The organism is Xanthomonas arboricola pv. guizotiae (assembly GCF_002940205.1).
GTDB lineage: Bacteria > Pseudomonadota > Gammaproteobacteria > Xanthomonadales > Xanthomonadaceae > Xanthomonas > Xanthomonas arboricola_C.
This window is the reverse complement of sequence record NZ_MDSK01000012.1, coordinates 52,450-66,063: the sequence shown is the minus strand read 5'-3', so window position 1 is coordinate 66,063 and position 13,614 is coordinate 52,450. Positions and strand designations below refer to the sequence as shown.

12 protein-coding genes and 1 pseudogene are annotated in these 13,614 nt (G+C 67.4%); 5 read left to right on the top strand and 8 right to left on the bottom strand.

What is annotated here, in order from left to right:
• Positions 1 to 135 precede the first annotated feature (135 nt).
• Positions 136 to 513, bottom strand: coding sequence for a helix-turn-helix transcriptional regulator (locus XarbCFBP7408_RS09375; protein WP_104562722.1), 378 nt, complete (start codon positions 511 to 513; stop codon positions 136 to 138).
• 147 nt (positions 514 to 660) lie between these two features.
• Here XarbCFBP7408_RS09375 and XarbCFBP7408_RS09370 point away from each other — a divergent pair, with 147 nt between their 5' ends.
• The gene (locus tag XarbCFBP7408_RS09370) at positions 661 to 1,164 is read left to right on the top strand and encodes a hypothetical protein (RefSeq protein ID WP_104562721.1); all 504 of its coding nucleotides are present in this window, start codon (positions 661 to 663) and stop codon (positions 1,162 to 1,164) included.
• A 12-nt stretch (positions 1,165 to 1,176) separates the two neighbouring features.
• On the opposite strand, the gene prmA is transcribed toward XarbCFBP7408_RS09370, so the two are convergent.
• Positions 1,177 to 2,097: a 50S ribosomal protein L11 methyltransferase gene (gene prmA, locus XarbCFBP7408_RS09365; RefSeq protein ID WP_104562720.1), complete on the bottom strand. Its 921-nt coding sequence runs from the start codon at positions 2,095 to 2,097 to the stop codon at positions 1,177 to 1,179.
• A 367-nt stretch (positions 2,098 to 2,464) separates the two neighbouring features.
• Here prmA and XarbCFBP7408_RS09360 point away from each other — a divergent pair, with 367 nt between their 5' ends.
• Together XarbCFBP7408_RS09360 and XarbCFBP7408_RS09355 are read left to right on the top strand one after the other, a co-directional pair.
• Complete coding sequence (locus tag XarbCFBP7408_RS09360) at positions 2,465 to 3,391, top strand: hypothetical protein (protein WP_104562719.1); 927 nt, start codon at positions 2,465 to 2,467, stop codon at positions 3,389 to 3,391.
• Positions 3,388 to 3,765, top strand: coding sequence for a hypothetical protein (locus XarbCFBP7408_RS09355; protein ID WP_104562718.1), 378 nt, complete (start codon positions 3,388 to 3,390; stop codon positions 3,763 to 3,765). The genes XarbCFBP7408_RS09360 and XarbCFBP7408_RS09355 overlap by 4 nt, the downstream gene beginning before the upstream one ends.
• 163 nt (positions 3,766 to 3,928) lie before the next feature.
• Here XarbCFBP7408_RS09355 and accC read toward each other — a convergent pair whose 3' ends face one another.
• From accC to aroQ, 4 genes are all read right to left on the bottom strand, one after another.
• A complete protein-coding gene (gene accC / locus XarbCFBP7408_RS09350; protein ID WP_016903366.1) occupies positions 3,929 to 5,296 on the bottom strand; it encodes an acetyl-CoA carboxylase biotin carboxylase subunit in 1,368 nt (455 codons plus the stop codon).
• A 42-nt stretch (positions 5,297 to 5,338) separates the two neighbouring features.
• Entirely contained in the window at positions 5,339 to 5,668 is a 330-nt protein-coding gene (locus XarbCFBP7408_RS09345) for a four helix bundle protein (protein WP_258072092.1), read from the bottom strand.
• A gap of 76 nt (positions 5,669 to 5,744) precedes the next feature.
• Positions 5,745 to 6,230: an acetyl-CoA carboxylase biotin carboxyl carrier protein gene (gene accB / locus XarbCFBP7408_RS09340; RefSeq protein WP_016903367.1), complete on the bottom strand. Its 486-nt coding sequence runs from the start codon at positions 6,228 to 6,230 to the stop codon at positions 5,745 to 5,747.
• A gap of 97 nt (positions 6,231 to 6,327) precedes the next feature.
• Positions 6,328 to 6,774, bottom strand: a complete 447-nt coding sequence (gene aroQ, locus XarbCFBP7408_RS09335; protein WP_104562716.1) for a type II 3-dehydroquinate dehydratase — start codon at positions 6,772 to 6,774, stop codon at positions 6,328 to 6,330.
• 134 nt (positions 6,775 to 6,908) lie between these two features.
• Between aroQ and XarbCFBP7408_RS09330 the strand changes: the two are divergent.
• Together XarbCFBP7408_RS09330 and XarbCFBP7408_RS23375 are read left to right on the top strand one after the other, a co-directional pair.
• A pseudogene (locus XarbCFBP7408_RS09330) lies at positions 6,909 to 9,965 on the top strand (hypothetical protein); the annotation flags it as partial.
• 37 nt (positions 9,966 to 10,002) lie between these two features.
• Entirely contained in the window at positions 10,003 to 10,653 is a 651-nt protein-coding gene (locus XarbCFBP7408_RS23375) for a hypothetical protein (protein ID WP_104562715.1), read from the top strand.
• A 161-nt stretch (positions 10,654 to 10,814) separates the two neighbouring features.
• Here the strand turns inward: XarbCFBP7408_RS23375 and XarbCFBP7408_RS09320 are convergent, their stop codons facing one another.
• Complete coding sequence (locus XarbCFBP7408_RS09320) at positions 10,815 to 13,142, bottom strand: protein-disulfide reductase DsbD family protein (RefSeq protein WP_104562714.1); 2,328 nt, start codon at positions 13,140 to 13,142, stop codon at positions 10,815 to 10,817.
• Between the two features lie 5 nt (positions 13,143 to 13,147).
• Entirely contained in the window at positions 13,148 to 13,480 is a 333-nt protein-coding gene (gene cutA, locus XarbCFBP7408_RS09315) for a divalent-cation tolerance protein CutA (RefSeq protein ID WP_024940554.1), read from the bottom strand.
• Positions 13,481 to 13,614: the final 134 nt, after the last annotated feature.

The window sequence follows — 13,614 nt, the reverse complement described above, 5'->3', positions numbered from 1 at the left end:
AGCCGACAAGCAAACGCAACAACCGGCGCACGTCATCTGAGCCAGCTCCAAACTCCGAGCTTGCCTCACAAACGAAGCGCCTAGCAGCCTGCCCCCGATTCCCGATTCCCGATTCCCGATTCCCGATTCCCCAACTCAACGCCGACGCCGCGTCTTGCCCTCGGCCAGCAACAGATCGAGCAGGCCGCTGCGCTGGCGCGGCGCCAGCGTGTCGAAGCGGTTCAGCAGCACGCGTTGCTGCTCGTCAAGGTGGCGGTATTGCGCGGGTTCTTCGGCGATCGCCGGCACCGGCGGGCCGAAGGTGCGCTCGCCGCGGCCGGTGGCCAGGTATTCGAACGCCATGCCGCTGCGCCTGGCCAGGCCGATCAGGTTGTCTACCGAAGGCGCGGTGCCTTCGGCCATCTCCCACTGCGCTACCGCGCTGCGGGTCACGCCCAGCTCGCCGGCCAGGCCTTCCTGGGTCAGCTTGGTCAGGGCGCGGGCTTCGCGGACGCGTTCGTACAACTTGCTCACACGGCACCGTGAGTGGGGAACGGGCCGGGAGATATAGCCCTAGCAGCAATCAGAGATAGTTCGTATACCTTTCATATGCCGATATGTTTGCGATACTGTCCCGGTGTCAATGATGACGGGATCACAGCGAACTCAAGGAGGACATCCATGGTCGAGCCAGCCGCTCCCAAATCCGCCCGTTCCACCATGCCGGCAACGCCGCCCGCCGCGCCACCGCCCGCGGCATGGCCGGCACACTCGCCGCTGGATCCGGCGATCAATCGCTTTCGTGGCGCGCCGTGTTACCAGGTCTGGCAGCACCAGGGCGCGTGGACCGCCGTGGCCGACGGCACGCAATGGTCGGCCGGGCTGGCGCCGCGGTGGTGGGCGCTGCGCCAGCGGCACTGGCGGTTGCTGGCGCTGAGTGTGGTTCTGCTGGCGCTGGCCGGCGGCCTGGCCAGCCTGGGCCCGCGGACGTGGTCGCTGCCGGCCTGGGCGGCGTTGCTGCTGGCCGAGCTGGGCCTGCGCGTGCAGCTGGCCCGACGGGCCGGGCCGTGGCGCAGCGCGGCGCTGCGGCGTGCCGGCTGGCAGGCGGTGACCCGCCTGCGCGCCATCAGTGTGGCCGATGCGGTGACCACCGCGCAGATCCGTGCCGGCCGGCCACACCGCTGACCCGACGCGGCGTCAGTGGCGGCGCACGCCGTCGATGCGCATCCAGTCTTCGTCGCGTTCGCAGCGCAGTTGCTCGAACCAGGGCGCGTAGCGCTGCAGCAACTCCTCTTCCTGACCATGCAGAATGCCCGACAGCGCAATCCGTCCGCCCGGCGCCACGCGTGCGGACAAGGTGTCGGCCAGCGCATCCAGCGCCGATGCCAGGATGTTGGCGACCACCACCGGATAGGTCTGCACCGGCGCGTCCTGCGGCAGGTACACCGCCAGCTGCGCCTGCAAGGCGTTGCGCTCGGCATTGTCGGCAGTGGCCAGCAGCGCCTGCGGATCGTTGTCCACGCCCACCGCGCTGGCGGCGCCCAGCTTCAGCGCGGCGACGGCGAGAATGCCCGAGCCGCAGCCGAAATCCAGCACGCTGCGGCCCTGCAGCTCGCCGCTGCCGGCCAGGCTGTCCAGCCAGCGCAGGCACAGCGCGGTGGTCTGGTGGGTGCCGGAGCCGAACGCCAGGCCCGGATCCAGACGGATCACCGCGGCGTCGGGCGCTTGCGCGGCCTCGGGCAGCGCGTGATTCCACGGCACGATGAAGGTCCGCGCACCGAACTGCATCGGCTTGAACTGATCCATCCAGGCGCGTTCCCAGTCGCTGTCGTCGACGGTGCGGAACGCCACCTGGCTCCAGTCCAGCCCGGGGTCGAACGCTTCCAGCGCGGCGAGCAGCACCAGCGCATCGCTGTCGCCGTCGAACAGCGCGTTCAGCACCATGGTGTTCCACAGCGGCGTTTCGCCGACGCCGGGTTCGAGAATGGCGCGCTCGTTGCTGGTATCGGCATTGGCGTCGAGCAGCGTCACCGCCAGCGCGCCGATGTCGTCCAGCGCATTCTGGTAACGGGGCTGGGTGGCGTCGGAGCAGGGCAGGGTCAGTTCAAGAAACGGCATCGTGGCGGTCGGGCAATTCGAAAGCGTGCATCGTAGACCATTCATGCAGGCGGACTCCTGCGCGACGGGGGCTGGGCCAGCAGGCGCATTGCGCCTGCGATACGGCGGATGCCGTCGCCTGATCGGTGCAATCAGCGCATGCAGCGCGGTGGCGCCGGCCGCTGCCGGCGCAGCACGCAGACGCGCCGGCAACCAAACTGCCGCTGCGCGCCACTCACGTCACACCCGCGCAGAGCACCGTCCACATGCAGTGCACCGTCCGCAGTTCGCACCGGCGGCGTCCGCTTGCGCGCCAGCGCGCACGCAGGCGGGTGCTAGACTCCGCGCCGTCGCTGCGGGGCTTTCCGCAGCAGGGTCGCCGCTGTCCATGCCGCTTGCTCGTGCCCGCCATCTCTGGCTGTTGCTGGCTCCCGTCGCGCTCGCGGCGGCGGCCTGGTGGCATGTGCGCGCGCAACCGGGCGACTTGCCCACCGCCGCGCTGCCAGCGACGGCAGGCAGTGCCCGTGCCGGCGTGCCGGCAGCGGTGGCGCACGTGCCCGCCGAACGCGGCGCTGCCCTGCAGCTGCCGTACCGCGATGCGGTGGACGCGCAGCCGGACCTGTACCGCTATGCGCAGCAATTGCAGCAGCAGGTGCGCGCCGGCGATGCGCAGGCGGGGTGGCGCCTGAGCCGCGTCTACGATTACTGCGCGTCGTATGCGGCCAGCCCGGCCGGTTACGCCGCCGACAGCGCCTGGATCGCCGCGCAGCACACGCCCGGCGTGGCGGCGATGCACGCCGCGCGCGCACGCGTGGCGCAGCGCTGCGCCGGCTTTGCGCCCAGCGACGGCCTGGGCCCGCGGCTGGTGGCGCAGCAGCGGCAGACGGCCGCGCGTGCAGGCAACCTGGCTGCCGAGGCGGCGTTGCTGGCGCTGGGCGAGCCGCTGCAGCGCTCGTCCAGCTACAAGCGCGCGCTGGTGCAGCGCGTGCTGGCCTCGCGCGACCCGGAGGCCTACCTGGCGCTGGCGCCGGCGATGGGTGCGCGCGCCAGCGGCGATGACAGCCTGGATGGCTACGTGGCCGGCGATCAGTTCGCCGAGCTGGCCTGGCAGGTGGCTGCATGCCGGCTGGGGCTGGATTGCAGCCCAGACAGTACCCTGGTCACCAATTACTGCGCCAACGCGGGCATCTGCTCGCGCGACAGCGCACAGGATTTCGTGTCGTTCGTATTCGATGCCGCGGTGCCGCGGCAGGGAGCAGACAGAGTGGATGAGATGGTCGATCGCTTGGTCTCCGAGCCGGGAGCGCAGTCATGAATTACCGTCGCCTGGCGCATGGCGCCAAGTTCTGGTTCTGGGTCGCGTTGTTCGTGGCGTATTCGGCCGCGGCCGTGGGCATCGTGATGATCGACACCGCCGATCACCGCTATCAGCCGCTGTCGGTCAAGTTGACCACGGTCGCCGCCGACGAACAGCAGCGACGGCATGGTGCCAGCCAGGTGGCCGCGGTCTACCGCGCCAGCAGTGCGATGCCGTTTTCGACATTGCCGGCCGGCTCCACCTTCCAGGTGGTGTGGCCGGATGGCTCCACCGAAACCATGACCGTGGTCGACCCGGCCTCCTCCAGCGGCATCGTGCCGGTGCCGGGCAGCCAGCAGCCGGCACCGCGGCGCAGCCGCGCGGACGACTGATCCCGTAGGAGCGCACCTGGGCGCGACGAGGTTCCACCGATAAAGCGCGGTCGCGCCCGGGTGCGCTCCTACGCACAGGTCGGCTGGCCTGCGCAATGCACCGGGCAACAACGCAACAAGCCCGGTTTCCCGGGCTTGTTACGCGGTGCACTGACCAGTGCGATCAGACCAGCGCGATCGACTTGTTCTTGCGCTCGGCCAGGCGCTTTTCCAGATAGTGGATGTTCTGCCCACCGGCCTGAAAGCCCTTGTCGCGCATGATGCGCTGCTGCAGCGGGATGTTGGTCTTGATGCCGTCCACCACCATCTCGCTCAGCGCCACGCGCATGCGCGCGATCGCGGTCTCGCGATCGGGGCCATGCACGATCAGCTTGCCGATCATCGAGTCGTAGTTCGGCGGCACCTTGTAGCCGGCGTAGATGTGCGTATCCACACGCACGCCCGGGCCGCCGGGCGGATGGAACGCGGTGATCAGGCCCGGATTGGGCATGAAGGTTTCCGGGTCCTCGGCATTGATGCGGCACTCGATCGCATGCCCGCGCAGCACGATGTCGCTCTGCTTGATGGTCAGCTTGCGGCCGGCGGCGATGCGCAACTGCTCGCAGACCAGGTCGATGCCGGTGATGCGCTCGGTGACCGGGTGCTCCACCTGGATGCGCGTGTTCATTTCGATGAAATAGAAACGCCCGTCTTCGAACAGGAACTCGAAGGTGCCCGCGCCGCGATAGCCGATGCGGATACAGGCATCCACGCAGACCTTGCCGATCTCGTTGCGCAGTTCTTCGGTGATGCCCGGGGCCGGCGCTTCTTCCACCACCTTCTGGTGGCGGCGCTGCATCGAGCAATCGCGTTCGCCCAGATGGATCGCACCGCCCTGGCCGTCGGCCAGCACCTGGATTTCCACGTGGCGCGGATTTTCCAGGAACTTCTCCATGTAGACCTGATCGTTGCTGAAGGCGGCCTTGGCTTCGGACTTGGTGGTTTCGATGGCGGCCTTCAACGCGGCCTCCGAATGCACCACGCGCATGCCACGCCCGCCGCCGCCGCCGGCGGCCTTGATGATCACCGGGTAGCCGATCTCGCGCGCCACCTTGGTGTTGGCGACGATGTCGTCGCCCAGCGGGCCGCCCGAACCGGGCACGCACGGCACGCCGGCGGCCTTCATCGCGCGGATCGCCTCGACCTTGTCGCCCATCAGGCGGATGGTGTCGGCCTTGGGGCCGATGAAGATGAAGCCGGATTCTTCCACGCGCTCGGCAAAGTCGGCGTTTTCCGACAGGAAGCCGTAGCCGGGATGGATGGCCTGCGCATCGGTGACCTCGGCCGCGGCGATCAACGCCGGGATGTTGAGGTAACTGTCGCTGGAGGCAGCCGGGCCGATACACACCGACTCGTCGGCCATGGCCACGTGCTTGAGGTTGCGGTCGACCGTGGAATGCACCGCGACCGTGCGGATGCCGAGCGTGTGGCACGCGCGCAGGATGCGCAGCGCGATTTCACCTCGGTTGGCGATGACGACTTTATCGAGCATGGGAATAGGGAGTCGAGAATGGGGAATGGGGAGAAGCGGGCATCATGGTGCGGCTCCACGTCTGCGTAAGGCATTCATCAATGCGGTGAGCTTGGCGAAGACCTGGTCGACCTGCTGGCTGACGATGTCTTCGTCTTCGGTGTTGCTATAGCCCAGTCGTCCGGCGATCTGGACCTGTGTATCCAGTTCGAAGAGCGAGCCGCGCGCAATCGAGAGAAACCGCGCGTAATCGGGAGTTGAACGTCGCGCCGCACCTTCGGCGATATTCGACGGGACGCTGATGGCCGCACGGCGCAGTTGCGCCGTCAGGCCGTAGCGTTCCTGCTCGGGAAAGACCTCGGTGAACCGATAGATCATTTCCACAAGCTCCATGGAATCGCGCCAGGCCTCCAGGCGTTCATGAGGCCGCTTTGCCGATTCCCGATTCTCCACTCCCGATTCCCGGCTCTCAGCCAATCACAAACAACGGCTGATCGAATTCCACTGGCTGGCCGGTTTCGCCGAGGATGGCCACGATGGTGCCGGAGACGTCGGCTTCGATCGGGTTGAACATCTTCATCGCCTCGATGATCGCCAGCGTCTCGCCGGCCTTGACCTGCTGGCCGACGGTGACGAAGGCCGGCTTGTCCGGCGAGGGCGAGGTGTAGAACGTGCCGACCATCGGCGCGCGCAGCACGTGGCCTTCCGGCAGGGCGGCCGCCTGCTTGGCGCCGCCGGTGGAGGCTTCGGTGGGCGACTGCATCGGCATGCTGGGGGCGGCCGGGGCCTGCGCGGGCGGGGCGGGTGCGTACTGCTGCACCGGCGCGCTCATCACGGTGGTGCCCTTGGGCACGCGTGCCAGGCGCACGCTTTCCTCGCCTTCCTTGATCTCGATTTCGGCGAGATTGGATTCTTCGAGCAGGTCGATCAGTTTCTTGATTTTGCGGAGATCCATACGGGCCTCATGAGGTGAATCGGTGGAGGTTGCCGGCGGCTGCCGGCGGAAGGGGGTCAGGCCGTCGGCGCGGGCGCCGGCGTGGGTGAGCGGGATGTCATGCGTCGCGTTCCAGCCGCGCGATCACCGCTTCCAGCGCCAGCCGGTAGCTGTCGGCACCAAAGCCGCAGATCACGCCGTCGGCCTTGTCGCTGAGATAGCTGTGGTGCCGGAACGGCTCGCGCGCATGCGGATTGGACAGATGGATTTCCACGAACGGCAGGCCCACGCCCAGCAGCGCGTCGCGCAACGCCACCGAGGTATGGGTGAAGGCGGCCGGGTTGATCAGGATGTAGGCGGTGCCGTCCTCGCGCGCGGCGTGGATGCGCTCCACCAGCACGTGCTCGGCATTGGACTGCAGGCAGGTCAGCGCATGCCCGGCGGCCTGCGCGCGGTCCACCAGGGCCGCATCGATCTGCGCCAGCGTGGTACGCCCGTAGACCTCCGGCTCGCGGGTGCCGAGCAGGTTGAGGTTGGGGCCGTGCAACAGCAGCAGGTGGGCCATGACATCCGGGAGAGCGGAAAGGCCGGAAGTCTGCGCGATGTCGCCGATGCTGTCCAGATAGCAGAAGTTATAGCTGTTTTAAACAATTGTTTTAAGTTTGCCGAGAATTCAGAAGCATTGCGCGAGCTGCATGCGCTACGGCCGCAGCACGGGGCGGCAGCGGCTTCGTGCCGGCTGCGTTGGTGGTCGGCGACGCGCTCTTGATGAGCAAGGGGGTCGACAAAGGCGCCGATCTGCTGGACAACCGCGCCATCTACCAGCAGACCGACAAGGCGGGCGTGGAGTGGCAGTTCAACGGTCGCAACTGGCAGCGCGAAGCGGCCATCGATCTTGCCCAGGATGGCCGGCGCACGAGCGGCGAGCAGCCCGTGGTGGCGAGCTACGAAAAATCGCAGGAACTGGGCGCGCTGGCCAACGCAAAGGCAGTGGAGCTGGCGCTGGGCAAGGCTCCTCCACCGCAGGACCCGTTCAACCTCCCTGCACGGGCCAGCGACCAGGTGGGATTGGACAACCAGAACTGGCATCGCAATCCCGAGAGCCAGGCATGGGAGCGCCAAGTCAAAACCGCCGTGTCCGGTGCCAACGACCGAGGCAGCTACGAACACCAAACCGCCTCCCCGGAACGCGCGCAACAGCTCAACCAAGAAGCCCTGGGACGCGTCGAAAGCAACATCGCCACGGGCCGCGAAGCCATCGCCGCCGCCTACCTGGAACACCATGCCGCGCAGCGGGCACAGGCTTACGGTGTCGAGGTGCCTGCGGCCGTCCAAGCCGCCCAGGCCAAGCCCGGCGCTGTGCTCGGTTCGGACGCTCAGCTTTACCAGCGCACCGAGTCAGCACAGTGGGCAGGCAAGGATGGCGTTGCCACTGGCAATCTGGCGGTGGAGCTGGAACTGACCGACCAACTGCGGCAGCCCTCGATCGAGCGCTCCCAGGAAGCCTTGGCAGCGATCCAGGCGCTTCCCGCGCCAACGGCTGCGCAGATGGAGCACAACGAACTGCTGCATCGTTACCGGGCGGCAGGCGTTGATTTGAACGTCAATCCGGACACCCAACGGGCCGTGGAGTTGGCCGCGCAGCGGACCAGGGACGCCAACAGCATCACCGGGCCGACCATGCAGCAGTTGCAGCGCAATGCGTCGGGGCAATATGGCTATGACAGCCCCATCGCGCACCTTCAACGCGGCAGCGATGGGATCACGCGTGTGGTGGCCGTCACCAGCAGCGAAGACATCCGGCAGGCGTTGAGTGAGGCACGGGACCACCGACAGGAACCGGCAACCGTTGCTCGGGCGCCCGAAGCGACGGGAGATGCGGACACCTCGGCCTCCGATTCTTCCAGTGCGCAGCAAGTGCTCGACCTCCAGGCACGCATGCAGGCCTCTATTGCGGCGCAGGCGCGACAAGAACGCGAACAGCAAGATCGTGTTGCGCAAGAGCAGCACGTCGCGCAGGTGCGCGAGCACCTCCAGCAGGCACAGCCTGAGCGCGAAGATCAGGCGCAGAGCGAACAAGCAGTCCAGGCGCACGCGCTGTTGGAAGGTCAACGCCAGGCAGAGCAACGACGCGAACAGGAAGAACGCCAACTGCAGGAGCAGCAGGCACAGACCACCCAGCAACGCGAGCTGCAGGAGCGTGAGGAAAGGGATGTCCAGGAACGGCAAGCGCAGGAGCGCCAAGCCCAGGACAACCAGCAGCGGGAACAGCAGCAAGACCGACAGGCTCAAGAAGCCAGGCAGGTTGAGGTCCAAGAAGGTCAGGCTCAGCAAGCACAGCAGCAAGACCCCAGCCAGCACGCCTCGCAACAAGCCGACCCTCAGCCGCACGCTGCGGATGTGGTGCTGACTCAACAAACAACGCGGCCCGAGTTGCAGCAGGAAGACGCGCGTCAGCAGTCAGAAATCCAGAACCAACAGACAGGCGAACAGTTGGCTCACCACCCACCTGACCCACCGAAGCAGACGACTGGCCCAGGTGACGCGCAGCCGCGTCAAGCACCAGAAGCAGAACGCGCGTTGGAACCGCAAGCGGTGCAAAGCCGCGACACCGCGCGCAGCCAAGCGCCTCCTTCCGAAGGCCGGGAATCGGGCAAGCAGCCTTTGCAAAGCGCGGAGGCCGATGCGGTGCCGCCAGCGCTGCATCAGCATGTGCAAACGCAGCAGGCGGAGATGGGGCGAGTGCCGATCCACCAGCAAGAAATGGCGCGTGGGCAGGAGGGAAAGTTGGTTCGCGCCATGGCCCCAACAACGCCTGCGGCAGCAGAGCCGTTGATGGCATCGCAGGCCACGGCGCCTACCACGCCTGAGCAAGAAGCCAGGGCCGAGCAGTCCCGTCCTTCAGACACCTTGCTTGCTGCTCATGATGCGCCGTTGCCGCCACCTCAACACCTAGCGCCGGCGTACGAGCAGTCCTTTGGTGCAAGCGCTGTGAATCGCTTCCCTGCAGGATCTGCCGAGGCCGAAGACCGACGCACCCAATCGACCCCAGCGCAGGACCGTAGCGCCGCAGACCCGGGCGGTGCTCTGTTCCTGGAAGAGACCATGCGCTCGCTGCGCCAGCTGCAAGAGGAGATTGAGCGGGGTGATCGGGAAGACGAACGCTTCCACAAGGAATGGAAGGAGTATCGCGAGCGTGGAGCACCCTATCCCTTCGTTCACCACGAGACGCAAAGCGTGCAAGGCGCAAGCCTCGATGGGTTCCCGCAGCACGAGCAAGGCCGCCGCTCTCCCAGTGGAGTGGCTGCACAAGCCGATGCCTTCCCACCTCCAGCTCTGCGCTTCGCCGGTCCAGGGGGAAGCGATGCGCCAAACCAGTCATCGCAGGTTGAGCGGAAATCCATCACCGGCGACCCGGATGTGGACAAAGTGCTCTACGCGCTCGACAGCAAGAACGAGCTGGCGATCGAGCAGGCCCTGGATCGGGTGGCCAATAGCGCAGCGACGCAGGCGTTGTTGAAGAAGGGCAACGATTTTCTGGAGGCGCAGGCCCAGCAGGAGGCCCAGGAGCTCGCCGCCACACGTCAGGCGCTGGGGATGGATGTCTCAGCGGAGGTCAACACCAGCCGTGGGCCGGTGATGGTCATGACCTTACCCGAGTTTGCCAAGGGCCCGATGCAGAGCGGTCCTCAAGGGGACGGCGGTGGTGGAGACGGCGGTGGCGGTGGAGGAGGCGGAGGCGGTGGTGGTCAGTCAACATCTTTTCTGGCATCAACCGAGTTGAGGAGACCTCATGGACAGGCAAGACGCTACCGCAATGGCGGAAATGATGGTGATGTTGAACGCATCGAACGCGTCGTTGCAGCAAACCATCAAAGTGCTGACGACGCTGATGTCCTCGACCCAACAGCGCGAACAGCGCCTTCGCGATCTCATTGCCGAACAACTCCAGGTGCTGCAAAGCGCGGTGGGCAGTGCCGACGTCAAGGTCAATCGGGTGCTGGAGAACGCCCTGCCGAGGTTGATGCAGCTGACCAATCAGGCACTGGCGCAGACGCTGGAGCCGGCCGCCAAGCGGTTCAACAAAGAAATGGCCACTGCGGACGAGACATTGCAGCAAGCCACTCGACGCTACGCGCAAGCCCAGCAGTCCTTGGAAACACGGATCACGCGGCGCATGTGGATCGCATCGGTCACGATGCTCGTGGCGGGCGTCTCGGGGTTGGGTGCAGTGGCTTACCCGGTTCCCATCATCAAGGAAAAGCAGGCCGAATTTGCACAGCTGCAAGCCTCCATCGATTACCTGGATCGCATTCGGCGCGCCGACCTGGTGCCCTGCGGCAAGGACAGGCTATGCGCCGAGGTCGAGAAGAAGGGCGCGCGCTATGGCGATCAGGGCCAATATCGGGTGATCAATCTGCGTACATCATCTACCGTTCGATGATGCCTGCTGAGCGAACCGGCGTTAGTTGGGCGCTGGCAACGTTTGCCGCATCGGCTCGTACTATTACGTTTGTCGCCTGAAGTCGACAGCCAGCTGCCTTGCGCCAGGAACGCCGGGACATGAAAGGTTAGCCACTCAGACGCCCACGCCGCGCATGCACTTCACCGCCCCGCGCGTAGCAAGGCATCCTCGGTGATCGCGCCGGTCAGCACGGTCGGCAGGATCGCCGGTGGGGCGCCGGGGCCGTAAACGACGTAGAGCGGCACGCCGACGGCCTGGTGCTGGTCCAGGAACGCGCTGATGGTGGGGTCGACGTTGGTCCAGTCGCCTTTCATGTAGACCGCGTCGACGCGGCGCAGCGCATCGCGGAAGTCGGCGCTGCTCAGCACGTTCTTTTCGTTGGCCTTGCAGGTCACGCACCAGTCGGCGGTCATGTTGACGAACACCACGCGGTTGTCGGCGCGCAGGCGGTCCAGCAACTGCGGCGAGAACGCCACCACGCCTTCGGCGGCAGTGGCGGCCGGCAGGCGCAGGCGGGTGACCCCGACCACCGGCACGATCGCCAGCACCAGCATCACTGCGGCCAGGCCCATGCCGATGCGATGGCTCTTCCAGCGGCTGCGCTCGAAGCAGAACAGGCCCAGCGCCAGCAGGGTGGCGCCGACCAGCATCAGCGCCAGCGCGTCCACGCCGCGCTGCTTGCCCAGCACCCACAGCAGCCAGATCGCAGTGAGATACATCGGGAACGCCAGCACCTGCTTGAGCGTTTCCATCCACGCGCCGGGCGTGGGCAGGCGCCGCGCCAGCGAGGGGATGAAGCCGATCAGCAGGAACGGCAGCGCCAGGCCCAGGCCCAGCGCCAGGAACACCAGCATCGCCAGCAGCGCCGGGGCGGTGAAGGCATACGCCAGTGCGGTGCCCATGAACGGGGCGATGCAGGGGCTGGCCACCACGCAGGCCAGCACGCCGGTGAAGAAATCGCCCAGCGGGCCATTGCGCGCTGCCAGCGACTGGCCGATGCCGCCCAGATTGCTGCCCAGCGTGAACACGCCCGACAGGCTCAGCCCCACCGCGAACATCAGATAGGCCAGCGCCGCGACGAACCACGGCTGCTGCAGCTGGAAGCCCCAGCCGGCCGCCTGGCCGGCCGCGCGCAGGCCGATCACCAGCGCGCCGATCGCCGCAAACGACACCAGCACGCCCAGCGAATACCAGATGGCATGGCTACGTGCGTGGCCGCGGCTCTCGCCGCTGTGCGCCAGCCCCAGCACCTTCAGCGACAGGATCGGCAGCACGCAGGGCATCAGGTTCAACACCAGCCCGCCGAGCAGGGCCAGCACCAGCATGGCCAGCAAGCCCTTGTCGGTGTGCGGCGGCGGGGTGCGCTGCGGATTGCCGGCCGAGGCATCGGCGACCGGGCCGGCACTGCCGGCGGGTGCGGCAGCTGGTGCGGGTTCTGCCGGTGCCTGGCCGGCGGCCAGCGGCGAAATCATCAGCGGCGCGGCCTGCGCCTGATTCGGCGGCGATACCGTGCCGGCCGGCACGTCGAGGGCGACGCGGCGGGTCATCGGCGGGTAGCAGATGCCGTCGGTCTGGCAGCCCTGGAAGGTCGCTACCAGGGTCACGTGGGCCGGATCAGGGTGATCGCGCAGCAGCGGCAAGGTGACTTCGGCCTGGTCGAAATACACCACCACATCGCCGAAGTGCTCATCGCGGTGCGCCTTGCCCTGCGGCCAGCGCGGCAGCCCGGGACGCACGCCGCCGACGCCTTCCAGCGCCAGCGAGGTGCGGTCGCGGTAGATGTAGTAGCCGGGCGCGGGGGTGAAGCGCAGCAGCAGGCTGTTGCCGTCGCCGACGATGGCTTCGAAGTTGAACGCTTGCTCGGCCGGCAGCGGCAGCGCGTCCACGCCGGCGGTCTGGCCGGGGGCGCCGAACAGGCGCGGGCCGGCCGGGCTGCGTGGTACCAGCGAGCCCAGGTTTTCGCGCTGCGGGGCGCTGGCGGATGCGCCGGCTGCCGCGGCGGCGGGCAGGCTGACGCGGATCTCGCGCCGCTGCGGCGGGTAGCACACGCCGGCATCGGCGCAGCCCTGGTATTGCACCTGCAGGACCGCGGTCTGCACGGCCGGCTCGGCCTTGCCGGCCAGGGTGGCCTGCAGCTGCCTGCGGTAGGTCTGCACCTGGCCGAAGAACTCGTCGTGCTTGCTCTCGCCTTCCGGCAGCGCCAGCTCGCCGGCGGCAAAGCCTTGACCGGATTTGACGCTGATGCGGTGGCGATACAGGTAATACCCGGGCGCGATCTTCCAGCTCAGCGCAATGCGGTCGCGGCTGTCGGCGGTGGCGCTCAGCGCAAAGGCCTGGTCCACCGGCAGCAGGTCGGCTTCGGTCACCGCAGCCTGCGCAGGGGCGGGTGCCAGCAGCGCCAGCGGCGCGGCGAGCAAGGGTACGGCCAGCAATGCGCAGCGGGCGATCCAGCGGGACAGAGACTTCATGGACGTCAGGATTCCTTGCGGGTTTCGGCCCGGACCCAATCGAGATACGCCGGCAGCCCGGCGCTGGCTTGGACCGCGATCGCCTCCGGCAGTTCATACGGATGCAGCGCCTGCAGCCGCGCAATGGCGTCCGGCAGGCGATCTTCCCAGGTCTTGATCAACAGCTGCACTTCCTGGCTGCGCTCGATCGCCCCGTTCCAGCGGTACAGCGACTGCACGCCGGGCAACTGGGTGACGCAGGCGGCCAGGCGCTCGTCCAGCAGCACGCGCGCAATGCGCTCGGCGCTGTCGGCATCCGGGCAGGTGCTGAACAACAGATGGAGGGAGGAGGCGCTCATGTGACCGCGCAGTGTATCCCCTGTCCGCGGGGGATCGACCGCAGATTCCGGAACACGGCGTCAAGTTCGCTGGGCCTGGCGGCTGGCCGGCGATACCGCGATTCGGCGGGCCGACCCTGCGGGGACGCGATGGC